Origin of the sequence: Micromonospora tarapacensis, assembly GCF_019697375.1 — a bacterium.
Classification (GTDB): Bacteria; Actinomycetota; Actinomycetes; order Mycobacteriales; family Micromonosporaceae; genus Micromonospora; species Micromonospora tarapacensis.
In genome coordinates, this window is the sequence record NZ_JAHCDI010000003.1 from 598,421 (window position 1) to 614,615 (window position 16,195).

A 16,195-nucleotide genomic window follows, 5' to 3' on the forward strand; every position below is an offset into this window, starting at 1 on the left:
GGAAAGTAGGCTGGGGGCATGTGGCAGGCCGAGGTACGCGTGGACCTTGACGCGATCCGGGCGAACGTGGCCCGGCTGCGCGCCAGCACCGACGCCGAGCTGATGGCGGTGGTGAAGGGCGACGGCTACGGCCACGGCATGGTGCCGGCGGCCCGGGCCGCGCTCGACGCCGGGGCGGACTGGCTCGGTGTCTGCACCCTGGACGAGGCGCTGGCGCTGCGCGCGGCCGGCATCGACGCCCCGGTGCTGGCCTGGCTGCTCGCGCCGGGGTTGCCGCTGCACACCGGCGTCACGGCCGGCGTCGACCTGGGCGTGGCGAGCCTCCCGCAGCTGGCCGAGATGGTCGAGGCGAGCCGGATCGCCGCGCTACCGGCCCGGCTGCACCTCAAGATCGATACTGGGTTGGCCAGGGGTGGGGCGACCGTCGCCGACTGGCCGGCACTGCTCGACGCCGCCGCCAAGGCGCAGGCCGACGGCCTGGTCGAGGTGGTCGGGGTGTGGAGCCACTTCGTCTACGCGGACCTGCCCGGCCACCCGACCACCGACCGTCAGCTGGCCGTCTTCCACGAGGGTCTGGCCATGGTCGAGCGGGCCGGGTTGCGACCGCGCTACCGGCATCTGGCCAACTCGGCGGCCACCCTGACCCGGCCCGACACCCACTTCGACCTGGTCCGGCCGGGGTTGTCCGTCTACGGCCTCTCCCCGGTGGCGGGCCAGACCTACGGACTGCGCCCGGCGATGACCGCCCGAGCCCGGGTGATGCTGACCAAGCGCGTCCCGGCCGGCGTGGGCGTCTCCTACGGCCACACGTACACCACCGATCGGGCGGCGAACCTGGCCGTGGTGCCGCTCGGTTACGCCGACGGCGTGCCCCGGCACGCCTCGAACGCCGCTCCGGTGCAGCTCGGCGGGCGCCGCCGGATCATCTCCGGCCGGGTCTGCATGGACCAGTTCGTGCTCGACTGCGGCGACGACCCGGTGGTCGCCGGCGACGTGGCCACGCTGTTCGGCAGTGGCGCCGACGGCGAGCCGACGGCCGACGACTGGGCCGAGGCGGTCGGCACCATCAACTACGAGATCGTCACCCGCTTCGGCAGCACCCGGGTCCCGCGCGTCTACGACGGTTCGACATGACGGGACTGCGTATCCCCCGGCCCCGGACCACCGCCGGCAAGGCCGCCGGTCTGGTCGGTGCGGCGCTGGGGTCGCCGCCGCCGGGCTGGCCGCCGGGGTGGCGACGGAACGGGCGCTGGTCCGCCGGCTCAAGGCGGACGCCGCCGACCCGTACGCCGAGGAGGCGTTCGGCGAGCAGCGGCACGACGAGGCGTACCGGCTGGAGATGCCGGACGGCACGGACATCCACGTCGAGGTGGTCGAGCCGACCCGGCCGGTCGAGGGCAACCCGACCGTGCTGCTGGTGCACGGCTTCTGCCTGGACATGGGCACCTTCCACTTCCAGCGCAAGCTGCTGGCCGAGCGGGGCGAGCACCGGATCGTCGCGTACGACCAGCCCGGGCACGGCCGGTCGGGTCGGCTGGAGAGCGGCGACTACGACCTGATGGCGCTCGGGCACACGCTGCGCCGGGTGATCGACGAGGTCGCCCCGGAGGGGCCGCTGGTGCTGGTCGGTCACTCCATGGGCGGCATGACGATCATGGCCTTGGCGGAGCTGTACCCGGAGATGTTCGGTGACCGGGTGGTGGGCACGGTGCTGATGGCCACCTCGGGCGGGCTGCTGGCGGAGACGAAGCTGGTCGCGCCCGCCCTGCTCGGCCGGGTCGGTGCTCCGGTGCTCTACATGGCCGGCAACGTCACCCGGTACGGCGGCGCGGTGATCGATCGGGCCCGCCGCTCGACCAGCAACGTGGCCTGGCTGCTGACCCGCAGGTACGGCTTCGGCACCAGCAACCCGAGTCCGGCCCTGGTGTCGTACGTGGAGGAGATGAACTCGCGTACCGCGGCCGACACCGTGACCCGCTACCTGCGTACCCTCGCCACCCACTCCCGGTTTCCGGCGCTGGCCACGCTGGCGGGCACGCCGGTGCTGGTGATCGTCGGCGACAAGGACATGATCACACCGGCGACCCACTCGGAGGAGATCGTCCGGCGGCTGCCGCACGCCGAGTTCGTCAAGATCCCCGACAGCGGGCACGTGGTGATGTTGGAGCACGCCGACCAGGTCGACGCCGCGCTGGTCCGCTTCCTCGACAGCTGCGGGCGGAACGGGTCGTGAGCCGGATCGTGCTACCGACCGTCGCGGACACGCACGCCTTCGGGCAGCGGCTGGCCGGGCTGCTGCGCGCCGGTGACCTGGTGCTGCTGACCGGCCCGCTGGGTGCCGGCAAGACCGCGCTGACCCGGGGGATCGGCGCCGGCCTGGGGGTGCTCGGTGACATCACCTCGCCGACGTTCGTGATCGCCCGGGTGCACCGCCCCGATCCGGTCGACGGGCGGCAGGTGGCGTTGGTGCACGCCGACGCGTACCGGTTGGGCGACGCGGGCAACCCCCGGGCCGAGATCGACGACCTCGACCTTGACGCGTCGGTCGACGACTCGGTGACCGTGGTCGAGTGGGGCGAAGGACTCGTCGAGCAACTGGCCGACGCCCATCTGCGGATCCGCCTGCATCGGCACGACGACGACACCCGGACGGCGGAGTTGGAGCCGGTCGGTGGCGACTGGGCGCAGCGCCTCGGGGCCCTCACCGCCCGGGGCTGAGCGCTGTCGCACCCGGTGCCTACAGTGCCCGCAGACGTTCCGACCGGTGAAAGGTTGCCGATGCCCGACGACACCCCCGCTCCCGACCTGCTGGCGCTGCTCCCCGACGAGTGGCGGGCGGTGCTGGCGCCTCATCTCGACCCGGCCCGGATGTCCGCGTTGAGCGAGTTCGTCGCCGCGGAGTACGCCGCCGGCCCGGTCTTTCCGCCGGTGGAGGATCTCTTCTCGGCCTATCGGCTCTGCCCGCCGTCGGCCTGCCGGGTGCTGATCCTCGGGCAGGATCCCTACCACCGCTCCGGTCAGGCCCACGGGCTCAGCTTCAGCGTGCGCGAGGGTGTGTCGGTGCCGCCGTCGCTGCGCAACGTCTTCAAGGAGCTGGGCGAGGATCTGGGCGTGCCGAAGCCGCGCAGTGGCAACCTCGACGGCTGGGCGGCGCAGGGCGTGCTGCTGCTCAACTCGGTGCTGACCGTGCGCCAGGGCACGCCCGGGTCACACGCCAACCGGGGCTGGGAGGAGTTCACCGACGCGACCATCCGGGCCCTCGACGCGCTGGACTCGCGGGTGGTGTTCCTGCTCTGGGGTGGCTATGCGCGCAAGAAGGCGGCGCTGGTCGGCAACCCGCAGCACGTGGTCCTGGAGGCGGGGCACCCCAGCCCGATGAACCCGCGTGGTTTCCTCGGCAGCCGCCCGTTCAGCGCGGCCAACAAGGCGCTCGCCGACGCCGGCCTGCCCGCCATCGACTGGGAGCGCTCGGCCGGCTGAGCCGTGTGCTCCTCCCGCCACGCCGCCCGCACGTGCCAGGTGGTGGCATCCGCCTGGTTGGTCGGTGGAGCCGGTCGGACGACATGCCTTGACTAACGTCGATCGTTGGATAACGATATCGGAAATAGATGTTGGCTAACGTCTTCAGTCTGGGGGTCCGTAGCGACGCCAAGTAGCAGTGGAGCACCCACACAACCGACAGTCCGGCAATTCGTACAACCATGGCGTGGCATCGACGCGCGGTGACCGTCCCTCACCACATGCACCCCGTCGATTACGTCACGCCGCCTCTCGCAGGGAGAAGCACACCACCATGAACGAAATCCCCACCCACCGTAAGAGTCGCCGACGCGGCCGCGTCAGGATGCTGGCTGCCGCCGCCTTCGCCGCAGTGTTGGCCACCACCGGCACCGTCGCGATCTCGGCCAGCCCCGCCCACGCCGAGGCCGACCGGCAGGTCTGCTCGAACACGGAAGGCACCCACAACGGGTTCTTCTTCTCGTTCTGGAAGGACAGCGGCGACGCCTGCATGGTGTTGCGCGAGAACGGCCGCTACAGCAGCTCGTGGAGCAATAGCACCAACAACTGGGTCGGCGGCAAGGGCTGGAACCCCGGGACCCGCCGCACGATCAGCTACTCGGGCAGCTACAACCCGGGCAACAACAACAGCTACCTGGCCCTGTACGGCTGGACCCGCAACCCGCTCGTCGAGTACTACGTCGTCGAGAACTTCGGCAGCTACAACCCGAGCAGCGGCGCCACCCGGCTCGGCAGCGTCACCACCGACGGCGGCACCTACGACATCCTGCGCAGCCAGCGGGTCAACCAGCCCTCGATCGACGGCACCCAGACGTTCTACCAGTACTGGAGCGTCCGGCAGCAGAAGCGCAGCAGCGGCACCATCACCACCGCCAACCACTTCGACGCCTGGGCCAGCGTCGGCCTGAACCTCGGCAACCACTACTACCAGATCATGGCCACCGAGGGTTACCAGAGCCAGGGAAGCTCGGACATCACCCTCTCGGAAGGCGGCACCCCCGGCCCCGGCCCGACCAACCCGCCCAACCCGACCACCCCGCCGCCCAGTGGCGGTTCCGGCCAGATGATCGTCGGTCAGCAGTCCGGCCGGTGCCTGGACGTGCCGAACTCCAGCACGAGCAACGGCACCCAGATCCAGTTGTACGACTGCTGGGGTGGCTCGAACCAGCGGTTCACCCACACCTCGAGCAGGCAGCTGACGGTGAACGGCAAGTGCCTGGACGTGCCGAACTCCAGCACGAGCAACGGCACCCGGATCCAGTTGTATGACTGCCACAGCGGTGCGAACCAGCAGTGGAATATCAACTCCAACGGCACGATCACCGGAGTGCAGTCAGGGTTGTGCCTCGACGCCGGTGGCAGCGGTAACGGGGCGGCGATCCAGCAGTACAGCTGCTGGGGTGGAGCAAACCAGCAGTGGAGCCGCCGCAACTGATCCGTCGCTCGGGGCCAGGCTCTGACGGGCCTGGCCCCGTGCCTCCACGCTATGCCAGCCTGGTCGGCAGGGCTCCGTCACGGTGCGGTAAGCGATGTGACGGAGCCCTGCTCAGCACGACCGAGGGGCACGAGCGCCTCGGTCGCCGGGATCCAGGTGCGTTCGTCGTTCATGTCCTGACTACTCACCGTCATGGGCGCGGTGCGCGCGAGCGCTACGACCCGGCGGCGATGGCGGGCGGGCGTCCAAGGGCCAGGGGCGATGCGGCTAGGCTGGTTCACCGTGCTCGTACTCGTGGTGGACAGCTCGACCCCGGCGGTGACCGCGGCGCTGGTCGAGGTCACCGCGAACGCGGTGGTCACTCGGGCGCAACGGTGCACGGTCGACGCCCGCGCCCACGGTGAACTGCTGGCCCCGCAGGTGGAGGCGGTGCTCGCCGACGCGGGCGCCCGCCCGGTCGACCTGGCCGCGATCGTCGCCGGGCTCGGCCCCGGCCCGTTCACCGGGCTGCGGGTGGGCCTGGTCACCGCCGCCACCATGGGGCAGGTGCTCGACATTCCGGGGTACGGCGTCTGCTCGCTGGACGCCATCGGCCATCCGGCGGCGACCGGCGAGCCGGTGCTGGCGGCGAGCGACGCGCGGCGGCGGGAGATCTACTGGGCGGTCTACGACGGCGCGGGTGAACGTCTGGTCGGGCCGGAGGTCGGTGCGCCCGCGGCGGTCGCCGACCAGGCTCGGGCGCTGGGCGCGACCGCCGCGGTCGGTGACGGAGCCCACCGCTACGCCGACGTCCTGGGCCTGCCGCTGCGGGCCGAACCGCGGTACCCGGACGCGGGCGCGCTCGCCGGCCTGGCCGCCGAGCGGATCCGAGCCGGCGCGCCCGCTGATCCGTTGACCCCGCTCTACCTGCGCCGGCCGGACGCGGTGGCGGCGACCGCGCGCAAGCCGGTCCTGCCGTGAGACCGGCGCATCCGGGCCGGTTCCGCTGGTGGCACATCGACGAGGTGCTGCCGATCGAGGCGGATCTCTTCGGCGCCGAGCAGTGGTCGGCGGCGATGTTCTGGAACGAGTTGTCCCACGGGCACTTCTACCGGGTGGCGACGGACGACGACGGCGCGGTGCTCGGCTACGCCGGGCTCGCCGTCGCGCCGCCCGGCGAGGCGTGGGTGCAGAACATCGCGGTCCGGCGGGACGCGCAGCGCCGGGGGTCGGGCGGCTGCTGCTGGAGGCGCTGCTCGCCGAGGCCGCCCGGCTCGGCGTACGTGCCGTGCTGCTGGAGGTCGCCGCGGACAACGCGGCGGCGCAGCGGCTCTACGCGACCTACGGGTTCGAGCCGATCGGCGTGCGGCGCGGCTACTACCAGCCGAGCAACACCGACGCGCTGGTGATGCAGCGCATCGAGGACTGAGACCACCATGGCTGACGAACCACTGATCCTCGGCATCGAGACCTCGTGCGACGAGACCGGCGTCGGCGTCGTACGCGGCCACACCCTGCTCGCCGACGCACTCGCATCCAGTGTGGAGCAGCATGCCCGGTTCGGCGGGGTGGTGCCCGAGGTGGCCAGCCGGGCACACCTGGAGGCCATCGTGCCGACCATGGAGCGGGCGCTGACCGAGGCCGGGGTGAGCCTCGCCGACGTCGACGCGATCGCGGTCACCGCCGGCCCCGGCCTGGCCGGTGCGCTGCTGGTCGGGGTGGCGGCGGCCAAGGGGTACGCGGTCGCCGCCGAGAAGCCCGTCTACGGCGTCAACCACCTGGCCGCGCACGTCGCCGTGGACACCCTGGAGCACGGTCCGCTGCCCGAGCCGGCGATCGCGATGCTGGTCTCCGGCGGGCACTCGTCCCTGCTCCTGGTCGACGACCTGGCCCGGGGGGTGACCCCGCTGGGCGCCACCATCGACGACGCGGCCGGCGAGGCGTTCGACAAGGTCGCCCGGCTGCTCGGCCTGCCGTTCCCCGGCGGGCCGTACATCGACCGGGAGGCCCGTGCCGGAGACCCGGCGGCGATCGCCTTCCCGCGCGGGCTGACCGCGGCCAAGGACCTCGCCGCGCACCGCTACGACTTCTCCTTCTCCGGGCTGAAGACCGCGGTGGCGCGTTGGGTGGAGGCACGGCAGCGGGCCGGCGAGGCGGTCCCGGTGGCCGACGTCGCCGCGTCCTTCCAGGAGGCGGTCTGCGACGTGCTGGTCGGCAAGGCGTTGGAGGCCTGCCGCGCCAACGGCATCGAAACCCTGGTGATCGGCGGGGGAGTGGCGGCCAACTCGCGGCTGCGTGCGATGGCCGAGCAGCGGGCCGCCCGGCACGGCATCCGGGTCCGGGTGCCCCGGCCCGGGCTCTGCACGGACAACGGCGCGATGGTGGCGGCGCTCGGCGCGCACCTGGTCGCCTCGGGCGTCGCGCCGAGCCGGCTCGACCTGCCCGCGGATTCGGCGATGCCGCTGACCACGGTCAGCGTCTGAGGGAGGACGGCGACGTGATCGTACGGATGTGGGAGGCACGGGCGGAGCCGTACGCGCTCGCCGACCTGATCACCTGGGTCTGCGACACCGCGCTGCCCGAGTTCGAGCACGACCCACTGCACCTGTCCAGTGAGGTCTTCTCCTCCACCGACCATCGGGTGGTGGTGATCTCCAAGTGGCGCAGCGGCCCGCGGTCACTGCCCGATCCGCCGGTGATGCTGCTCGCCCGGCAGCCGCATTCGTGGGACTTCACCCAGGTCGACCGCTGACCGGTCGACCGGGCCGTTCCGCATCAGCGGATGGTCACCGTCGTGGTGGCGGTGGAGCGGTCGATCTCGCTGGTCCGGGCGGTGATGCGCAGCGTCCAGTCACCGGCCACCGGAAAGTGGATCTCCGCGCTGGCGTGATGCGGTTCCAGCGCGTCGACCTGGACGGTGATCGGCTCGATGCCGGCCGCCGGCAGGGCGGCCGTGACGGTCCACTCCGCCACCGGCAACTCCTTCGCCTGCGGGGTGTAGACGTAGGCGTGCAGGCTGTTCGCGGTGCCGGCCACCGCCGGGTAGACGTCGAACTGGAGCGTGAACAGATCGGTGGTGAGCGACTGCGCGACACCCTCCCGGGTCACCCCGTCGGCCGCCGTGCCGGCGGTACGGCCGGGCGGGGTCTGCACCAGGATCGCCGTCAGCGCCAGCACCGCCGCCGTCGCGGCGAGTTCGAGCCCGGCCGCCCGGGTGACCCGCCGGGGTCGACCGGCGGCGACCTGCCGGCGGATCAGCCGCCGCTGCCCGGCCGCCACGCCCAGGATCCCGGCCAGCAGTGCCGCCTTGGCGCACAGAAGTTGGCCGTAGGTGCTGCCGAGCAGGGCCGAGGGCCGGCCGAGTTCGATCGCGGCCTGGCCCAGCCCGGCGGCCACCAGCCAGGCCACCGCGAGGGTGGCCAGCCGCGACCAGGCGGGCAGGATCCGGCCGAGAACCCGCTGGTGGGTGCCCCGGAGCAGGAAGACGGTGAGGGCGAGCAGACCGCCCAGCCAGACGGTCACCCCGGCGATGTGCACGGTGCCCAGCACGATGCTCACCGGCGGCAGCGGTGAGGCGACCGGATGCCCGGCCAACGGCCAGGTGACCATCCCGGCAAGGCCCACCACCGCCAGCGCACCGCCACCCGCCCGGCCGGCGGTGCCGCGTACCGCCGCCGGCAGCAGGGCCGCGGCCAGGCCGACCAGGGCCAGCCGGACGGCCAGCAGCACGCCGATGTCGCTGTCCGCGACGGCGCGCAGGTCGGCCGGGGACAACTGCCCGAGCGGCGCGCCGACCACCTGGGCGGCCTGCCCGACCCAGGTGCCGAGCGTGCCGGCGGCGACCAGGCCGAGCCCGAACAGCGCCGTGGTCGTCGCGCCTCGGCGGGAGCGCCGGCGGGGCCACATGGTCGCGGCCAGCAGCGGCGGACCGACGGCCAGCAGCAGGCCCAGGTAACCGAGGTACTTCGCCGCCGGCACCAGTGTCCCGGCCGGGTTCTCGGATTCCGTCGGCGGCGTCGGCGGCGTTGCCGACGGCGCCCCGGCAGCGAAGGTGAAGCTGCCGGCGACCGGATGGCTGTCCGCCGAGATGACGCGGTAGCTGACCAGGTAGGTGCCGAGCGGGCGGTCTGCGGGCCGCAGCTCGATCCGCATGGTCCGGTCCCGGACCTCCGGCTCGCCGACGTTGATCCGCTTGCCGTCGGGCGCGAGCACCTGCACCCGGCCCGGCACCACGGCGACCGACTCGCTGAAGGTCACCAGCACCTCGCGCGGTGCGTAACCGAGCACCTCGTCGCGCAGCGGCGTGGTGGCCACCACGACGGCGTGCGCCGCCACCGGGCCGGCGGGGCCCAGGGCGGCGCACAGGGCGGCCAGGATCAGCCCGAGCAGGACGGCGGCTCGGGTTCGGGGAGCCATCGGTCTGAACGCCGGGGCTAGCTGCGACGGAACATGCGGTACGTGAGGAAGCCGCCGGTGCCGAGCGCGCCGAGGAAGATCGCCCAGATGACGGTGTTGCTGACGCCGATCCCCGGGCCGGTGTTGGCCGAGGCGGCGGCGAGCAGGCCGTCGTTGCCCGGCGCGGGCAGCGCCGCGGGCGGCAACTCGGCCCAGCGGACCAACCCGGTGCTCTCCAGCATCGTCATGTGGTCGCCGACGAAGATGTTCGCCTCGTTGGCCAGGTCCCGGATAACGGGGTTGCGGGTGCTGGAGCGGACGGCGCCGATGACCGGGAAGATCTTGCCGTGGGCGACCCGGAGGCGGGTGACGAAGATCCGGTCGAAGCGGGCGCCGGTGGCGTCCTTCATCTCGGTCAGCCAGCCCTGCTGCTCCGCGGTGGGCGCGTTCGGGATGATCGCGCCGAGCTTGTTGGCGGCGTCCACGGTGATCCGGTCCAGTTCCTCGTGCTGCCGGGCGATCTCCGCACCGATCTCTCGCACGACCGGCGACTGTCCCTTCTCGGCGGCCATCTGCCCGGCCGGCATCTCCCAGAGCCCGGCCAGCCGCACCCCGTCGAGCAGAGCCTGGTCGGCGGCGTTGAGTTGCTGACCGGCCGGCGCGGCCAACGCCATGCCGGGCAGTACGACAAGGGCTGCGGCGATCGTGGTGAGCAGCACCGCCAAGCGACGGGACCGGTTGCCCTGCCGGCGACGAGCGGAATCCAGCGGTGCCATGTCTGTGGCGCCTCCTCGGACGAGAGCCGATCGGTTGAGCGACGGGCGTCCGCCCCGTCGGCCGCCCGTCCGCACACTGGTACGGATCGTCCGGCCGATAGGTTCACCCGTTGGTGAAACCGGCTCGCAGATCGCGGAGGCAGGGGTCAGCCGACGTCGAGCGGGTCGGCGAGCAACCGGTCGAAGGCGAGTTCGGCGGCACCGACCAGGGGGGCGTCCTCGCCGAGCTTCGGCGTACGCAGCCGTACGTGTTCCAGGCAGGCGGGCAGGCCGTTGGAGTTGAGCCGGCTGCGCATCTGGGCGGCGGCGGCCAGGTAGAGGTCGCGCATGGTGCCGCCGAAGATGACCATCTCCGGGTTGAAGATGTTGACCAGGTTGGCCACGCCGAAGCCGAGCCAGTCGCCGGCCTGGCGGACCGCGGTCTGGGCCTGGGCGTCGCCGCGGTCGGCGGCGTCGATGACGGCCAGCATCGCCTCCCGGCCCCGGGCGTCGGAACGACCGGCGGCCCGGAGCAGCCCGTGCTCGCCGATCTCGGTCTCCCAGCAGCCCCGGTTGCCGCACTCGCAGCGTGCCCCGTTCCGGACCACCACCATGTGCCCGACCTCGCCGCTGTAGCCGCCGTGCCCGGTCAGCCGCCGCCCGCCGGCGATGATCCCGGCGCCCACGCCGACGTCGCCGTAGAGGTAGATGACGTTGTCGCAGCCGGCCGCCGCGCCGCGGGCGTGCTCGGCGAAGGCCGCCACGTCGGCCACGTTGCCGACGGTGACCGGCACGTCGACGCCGAGTTCGGCGCCGAGCGCCGTGCCGATCGGCTCGTCCACCCAACCGGTCGTCGGCCCCAGCCGGACCAGGCCGTCGTCGCGGCGCACCATGCCGCAGACCGCCACCCCGGCGCCGACGCAGACGGCCCCGTCCGGCAGCGCCTGCCGCATCTCCTTGACCGCGCCGGCCAGCAGCGGCGCGGCCTCCGTGGCGGTGAGACCGCGCGGCCGGTCCAGCTCCCGGCGGTCGAGCACCGCGCCGCCGAGTCCGACCCGGGCGGCCCGTAGCCGATCCACCTCGATGCTGTACGCGTACGCGAACACCCGGTCCGACTCGGGCCGGACGACCAACGACGGTCGTCCGGCCCGGCCGGTTTCCCTCGGCGCCCCCTCAGTCACCAGGCCGGCCGCGGCGAGGTCGGCGGTGAGCGCGCCGATGGTGCTCCGGTTCAGCCCCAGCGTGGTGGTCAGCTCCGCGCGCGTGGTGGCGCCGTGCACGTGCACGTGGCGTAGCAGGGCGCCGAGATTCTGTCGACGGATCTCGTCCTGGCTCGGTCCTACGCGCATCGGGGTGTGACTACTTTCGGTGGAGCGGGTCAGCGGTTGCCGGTAGCGGCGCGTCGTCGGGACAGCGCGTCGACGCTGGCGGCCAGCAGCAGCACCACGCCGGTGACCACGTACTTGATGCCCGAGCTGTAGCCCATCAGACCCATGCCGTTGTCGATCACCGCGACCACGGCGCCGCCGAGCACCGCGTCGAGGACGCGACCCTTGCCGCCGAAGAGGCTGGTGCCACCGATCACCGCCGCGCCGACGGCGTAGAGCAGCACGTTGCTGCCGCCGGTGTTCGGGTCCACGGAGTTGGCCCGGCTGGCCGCCACGATGCCGCCGATCGCGGCCATGGTCGAGCAGATCACGAAGACCGAGATGCGGATCCGGTCCACGTCGATGCCGGCCCGGCGGGCGGCCTCCCGGTTGCCACCGACCGCGTAGATGTGCCGGCCGTAGCTGGTGCGGTGGAGGACGAACGTCCCGAGCACGAGCAGCACGGCGATGATCGGCACCACGATCGGCACGCCCTTGAGCGAGCTGATCAGCACGTTGCGGCTGCGCTCCAGGTTGAGCACGTAGACCGCGAGGCCGAGGATCAGCGTCAGCCCGCCGATCCGGGCCAGCACCACCGTGAACGGGTCGTTGACCAGGCCCCGCGCGGCGCGGCTGCGGTATCGACGCAGCTGCACCGCGGCGTAGCCGACGACGGCGACGGCGGCGAGCGTCCAGCCGAGCACCGGCGGCAGGTTGCGGTTGGCGATGGCCACCAGCACCGAATCGCGCACCGAGATGTTGCGGCCTTCCTCCATCAGCAGCAGCACCACACCCTGGAAGGCCAGGAAGCCGGCCAGGGTGACCACGAAGGAGGGGATGCCGACCTTGGCGACCAGGAAACCGAGCGTGGTGCCGATGATCATGCCGGTGAGCACGGCGGCGAGCACCGCGACGTACCACGGGTAGCCCAACACCGTCACCACGTTGGCCAGGACCGCCGCGCAGACGCCGCTGGCGAAGCCGGCCGACAGGTCGATCTCACCCAGCAGCAGGACGAAGACCAGACCCATCGCGATCAGGGTGACGGCCGCGCCCTGGGTGAACAGGTTGGCGAGGTTGCCGGCGGTGAGGAACGACGGTCGCATGATCGAGAAGACCGTGCAGAGGACGAGCAGGCCGAGGACGGCGGGCAGCGCACCGATGTCGCCCCCGCGTACCCGCCGCCAGTAGTCGCGGGCGTGGCTGCCCACGGAGGGCGACGACGTGACGGCGGCCGGACCCTCCTGCTTGACGGCCGTGGTGCTCATGAGACGCCTCCTGAGGTGGTGCCGGCCGGTGTCGCGCCGTTGCCGCCGTTGGCCGGTTCGGCGGTGAGCCCGAGCCCGCCGGAGCGACCGGCGGTGATCAGCTCGACCACCTGGGCGTGGGTGATGTCGGTGGTCTTCACCTGGGCGACCATCTGACCGAGGTAGAGCGCGGCGATCCGGTCGGAGACGGCGAAGACGTCGTTCATGTTGTGCGAGATGAGCACCACGGCCAGGCCGTTGTCGGCCAGCCGGCGGACCAGTTCGAGCACCTGGGCGGTCTGCGCGACGCCGAGCGCGGCGGTCGGCTCGTCCAGGATGACCAGCTTGCTGTTCCAGAGCACCGCCTTGGCGATGGCCACGGTCTGGCGCTGGCCACCGGAGAGGCTGGAGACCAGCTGGCGAAGCGACTTGACGGTGCGTACCGAGAGCCCGGCCAGGGTGTCCGCCGCCATCTGCTCCATCGTCGGCTCGTCGAGGACGATGCCGCTGCGCTTCTCGCGGCCGAGGAACATGTTCTGCACGATGTCGAGGTTGTCGCAGAGCGCGAGGTCCTGGTACACGACCTCGATGCCGAGCGAGGCGGCGTCGCGCGGGCTGTGGATGTGCGCCGGGCGGCCGTCGAAGACGAACTGCCCACCGTCGGTGGGATAGATGCCGCTGATGCACTTGACCAGGGTCGACTTGCCGGCGCCGTTGTCGCCGACGAGCGCGGTCACCTCGCCCGGGTAGGCGGCGAAGGCGACGTCGCGCAGGACCTGGACGGGACCGAAGCTCTTGTCGATCCCGCGTAGCTCCAGCAGAGGGGTCGCGGACACGGGGGGCTCCTTATTCATGGCGGGAGATCGGGGCCCGTCCAGCGGCGGCGCCGCCCGGCACGGGTTGCCGTGCCGGGCGGCGCCGCCTGGGCGGGGTGCGGTCAGCTGATACCCGCGTCGGTGCAGAGCTTGGCGAAGTCGGCGGTGCAGACCTCTTCCTTGGTCACGAAGCCGTCGGCGATGACGTCCTTGACGTTCTCCTTGTAGATCGCCGTCGGGGTGAGCAGGACGGACGGCACGTCACGGCCGCCCTCGGGGTCCTTCACCGTCTGGCCGGTCTCCTTGCGCTCACCCTTGGCGAGCCCGATGGCCAGCTCGGCGGCGGCGTCGGCCTCCTGCTTGATCGCCTTGTAGACGGTCATGCACTGGTCGCCGGCGAGGATGTTCTGCAGGCCCTGCGGGGTGGCGTCCTGGCCGGTCACCGGAACCTTGCCGTTGAGCTTGTTCTTCTTCAGCACCGAGATGGCGGCGTTGCCGAGGCCGTCATTCGCGGCCAGCACGCCGTCGATCTTGCCGCCGGCCTTCGTCATCTGTTGCTCGAAGATGGTGGCGGCCTGGGCGTTGTCCCAGTCCGGCACCGAGTCGTCGGCGACCTGGGTGTACTCGCCGGCGTCGAACTTCGGCTTGAGCACCGAGTCGTAGCCGTTCTTGAACAGGGTGGCGTTGTTGTCGGTCGGCGAGCCGTTCAGGTAGGAGATCGCCGGCTTCTGCACGTTCGCGTCGGTGAGGCACTTGACGAGGCCCTCGCCCTGGAGCTTGCCGACGGCCTCGTTGTCGAAGCTGACGTAGTACTCCGCCGAGCCGCCGAGGGTGAGGCGGTCGTAGTCGATGGTGGCGACGCCCTGCGACTTGGCCTTGTCGAGGACGGCCTTGCCGGTGCCCGAGTCCAGGTTGACGATCATCAGCGCGGTGACGCCACTCGTGATCATCTGGTCGGCGATCGTCTGGAACTGGGTCTTGTCACCCTGGGCGTTCTGGATGTCGTAATCGACGTTGGCGGCCTTGAAAGCCTCTTCGAGGAACTTGCGGTCCGCGCCCTCCCAGCGGGCGGAGGACTTGCTGTCCGGAAGGATCACGCCGATCTTCGGGGTCTTGTCGGACCCGGCCTGGTCGCCGGATTCGTTGGCGCAGGCCGTCACGCTGCCGAGGGCCAGCAGGCCCACGGCGCTGACGGCGAGGAAGCCCTTGCGCATGTGCAGGGTCCTTTCGAGGGTGGGGGAAGGGTGTCGGTGTTTTGTTTTTGTTGTGTCCGGCAACGTATTCCGCGTCAACTCGCCAGCACAAGGGTGCGGTCGTCACGAGTTTGTTGTCGGCGGTAACAATTCAGCAACGCCCCGGACACCCGGCCGCCACCGTCCGTGGCGCGGGTGCCGCAGCCCGAGCTGTGGTCGAGTTCAGTCCGCCGGGCGGCAGACCAGGACCGTCGGGGCGGCGGCGACCCGGGTGAGCACCAGGCTCGCCGACTGGTCGCCGGCCAGCCGCAGGTCGCGCCGGAGCCGCTCGGGTTCCAGCGCGGAGCCGCGCTTGAGGATCTCCACCCGGCCGACCCGGCGCTCCCGCAGCAGCACCCGCAACCGCTTGAGGGAGAACGGCAGCACGTCGGTCACCGCCAGGCAGCGGGCGTACGGCGTGCGCTGGGCCGCGTCGGCGTAGAGGTAGGCGATGGTCGGGTCGGCGAGGGTGGCGTCCAGGTCGGCGGCCAGCTCGGCGATCAGGTGCGCACGCACCACCGCCGGATCCGGGTCGTACACGAAGCGCCGCACCGCCCCGACCGGTGCCTCGCGCGCCCCCGTTCCGGTCAGCTGGTACGCCGCCGGGCCGTCGGCGCGGTCGGGCGGTTGATGGGCGGGGGCCGCTGCTCCACCTGAGGCGTCAACCGGAAGCCTCTCCTTCAACACGGTCGCCCGGCGGGAGACCTCGGCCAGGTCGCCGCACCAGAGGGCCGCCTCGACCAGGTCACCGTCGACGCTCACCCACTCCGCCTCCGCGCCGGGCGGGATCAGCGCGTGGTCGATCCCCGGCGCGACCTTCACCACCGTGCGCGGCACCCGTTCGGCCAGGCCGGTCACGAAGTCCCACGGCGGTGAGTACGAGTTCGGGTCGAAGATCCGGCGACCGGTGCCGGCTCGGCGTCGGGCCGGGTCGCAGAAGACCGCCTCGACCCGGGTCACGTCGAACGCCGTCGCGTCGCCACACTCGACGGTGACCAGGTCGGCCAGTCCGGCGGCCTGGGCGTTCGCCTCGGCCAGCGCAGCGGTGAGCGGGTCCGCCTCCACCGCGTACACCCGGATGTCGACGCGGGCGGCGGCGAGCGCGTCGGCGCCCAGCCCGCAGCCCAGGTCGGCCAGTGTGCGCACCCCGGCGGCGCGCAGCCGCCGCGCCCGCCGGTCGGCGACGACCCGCCGGGTGGCCTGCTCCAGCCCGGGCCGGGTGAAGAACATCCCGGCCGCCGCCGGCCCGAACTTGCCGGTCGCCCGGCGGCGCAGCTCGGCCTGGGTCAGTGCTGCCGCCGCGAGCCCGCCGGGCACCCCGGCCGAGCGCAGCGCCACCGCCGCGGCCAGCGGATCGCCGCCGGCCACCCGGGCCGCCGCGTCGAGCGCGGCCGACCCCTCGGGCGTACGCAACGCGGCGAACTGCTCCAGATCCACCCGCCCATTCTTCC

At 72.3% G+C, this 16,195-nt stretch carries 14 protein-coding genes and 2 pseudogenes; 9 read left to right on the top strand and 7 right to left on the bottom strand.

The genetic code is table 11. From position 1 onward, the window contains the following. The first annotated feature begins 18 nt into the window (after window positions 1–18). From alr to KIF24_RS03765, 9 genes and pseudogenes are all read left to right on the top strand, one after another. Window positions 19–1,134 carry an alanine racemase gene (alr, locus tag KIF24_RS03725; protein ID WP_221082762.1) on the top strand — a complete coding sequence of 372 codons (1,116 nt, stop codon included), beginning with the start codon at window positions 19–21 and terminating at the stop codon, window positions 1,132–1,134. Next, window positions 1,131–2,233 (top strand): annotated as a pseudogene (locus KIF24_RS03730) (alpha/beta fold hydrolase). The gene alr and the pseudogene KIF24_RS03730 overlap by 4 nt, the downstream one beginning before the upstream one ends. Further along, window positions 2,230–2,718, top strand: a complete 489-nt coding sequence (gene tsaE, locus KIF24_RS03735; RefSeq protein ID WP_331461000.1) for a tRNA (adenosine(37)-N6)-threonylcarbamoyltransferase complex ATPase subunit type 1 TsaE — start codon at window positions 2,230–2,232, stop codon at window positions 2,716–2,718. Before KIF24_RS03730 ends, tsaE begins: the two are co-directional and overlap by 4 nt. A gap of 60 nt (window positions 2,719–2,778) precedes the next feature. After that, complete coding sequence (gene ung / locus KIF24_RS03740) at window positions 2,779–3,480, top strand: uracil-DNA glycosylase (RefSeq protein ID WP_221082763.1); 702 nt, start codon at window positions 2,779–2,781, stop codon at window positions 3,478–3,480. A gap of 313 nt (window positions 3,481–3,793) precedes the next feature. After that, a complete protein-coding gene (locus KIF24_RS03745; RefSeq protein WP_221082764.1) occupies window positions 3,794–4,954 on the top strand; it encodes a glycoside hydrolase family 11 protein in 1,161 nt (386 codons plus the stop codon). A 282-nt stretch (window positions 4,955–5,236) separates the two neighbouring features. Then, on the top strand, window positions 5,237–5,914 hold the full coding sequence (gene tsaB / locus KIF24_RS03750; protein WP_221082765.1) for a tRNA (adenosine(37)-N6)-threonylcarbamoyltransferase complex dimerization subunit type 1 TsaB: 678 nt from the start codon (window positions 5,237–5,239) through the stop codon (window positions 5,912–5,914). Then, window positions 5,911–6,362 (top strand): annotated as a pseudogene (gene rimI / locus KIF24_RS03755) (ribosomal protein S18-alanine N-acetyltransferase). The gene tsaB and the pseudogene rimI overlap by 4 nt, the downstream one beginning before the upstream one ends. Before the next feature lie 7 nt (window positions 6,363–6,369). Next, complete coding sequence (gene tsaD, locus KIF24_RS03760; RefSeq protein ID WP_221082766.1) at window positions 6,370–7,416, top strand: tRNA (adenosine(37)-N6)-threonylcarbamoyltransferase complex transferase subunit TsaD; 1,047 nt, start codon at window positions 6,370–6,372, stop codon at window positions 7,414–7,416. A 14-nt stretch (window positions 7,417–7,430) separates the two neighbouring features. Then, on the top strand, window positions 7,431–7,685 hold the full coding sequence (locus KIF24_RS03765; protein WP_221082767.1) for a hypothetical protein: 255 nt from the start codon (window positions 7,431–7,433) through the stop codon (window positions 7,683–7,685). Between the two features lie 23 nt (window positions 7,686–7,708). Here KIF24_RS03765 and KIF24_RS03770 read toward each other — a convergent pair whose 3' ends face one another. The 7 genes from KIF24_RS03770 to KIF24_RS03800 all read right to left on the bottom strand — a co-directional run bounded on the left by KIF24_RS03770 (window position 7,709) and on the right by KIF24_RS03800 (window position 16,181). Continuing rightward, window positions 7,709–9,349, bottom strand: coding sequence for a copper resistance CopC/CopD family protein (locus KIF24_RS03770; RefSeq protein ID WP_221082768.1), 1,641 nt, complete (start codon window positions 9,347–9,349; stop codon window positions 7,709–7,711). A 17-nt stretch (window positions 9,350–9,366) separates the two neighbouring features. Further along, window positions 9,367–10,104, bottom strand: a complete 738-nt coding sequence (locus KIF24_RS03775) for a DUF4142 domain-containing protein (RefSeq protein WP_221082769.1) — start codon at window positions 10,102–10,104, stop codon at window positions 9,367–9,369. A 146-nt stretch (window positions 10,105–10,250) separates the two neighbouring features. Then, window positions 10,251–11,432 carry an ROK family transcriptional regulator gene (locus tag KIF24_RS03780; protein WP_221082770.1) on the bottom strand — a complete coding sequence of 394 codons (1,182 nt, stop codon included), beginning with the start codon at window positions 11,430–11,432 and terminating at the stop codon, window positions 10,251–10,253. A gap of 29 nt (window positions 11,433–11,461) precedes the next feature. Further along, entirely contained in the window at window positions 11,462–12,718 is a 1,257-nt protein-coding gene (locus KIF24_RS03785; RefSeq protein WP_221082771.1) for a sugar ABC transporter permease, read from the bottom strand. After that, on the bottom strand, window positions 12,715–13,533 hold the full coding sequence (locus KIF24_RS03790; RefSeq protein ID WP_221082772.1) for an ATP-binding cassette domain-containing protein: 819 nt from the start codon (window positions 13,531–13,533) through the stop codon (window positions 12,715–12,717). The genes KIF24_RS03785 and KIF24_RS03790 overlap by 4 nt, the downstream gene beginning before the upstream one ends. Window positions 13,534–13,634: 101 nt before the next feature. Further along, window positions 13,635–14,726: a sugar ABC transporter substrate-binding protein gene (locus tag KIF24_RS03795; RefSeq protein ID WP_221082773.1), complete on the bottom strand. Its 1,092-nt coding sequence runs from the start codon at window positions 14,724–14,726 to the stop codon at window positions 13,635–13,637. A 201-nt stretch (window positions 14,727–14,927) separates the two neighbouring features. Then, window positions 14,928–16,181, bottom strand: a complete 1,254-nt coding sequence (locus tag KIF24_RS03800; protein WP_221082774.1) for a THUMP-like domain-containing protein — start codon at window positions 16,179–16,181, stop codon at window positions 14,928–14,930. Between the last annotated feature and the right edge of the window lie 14 nt (window positions 16,182–16,195).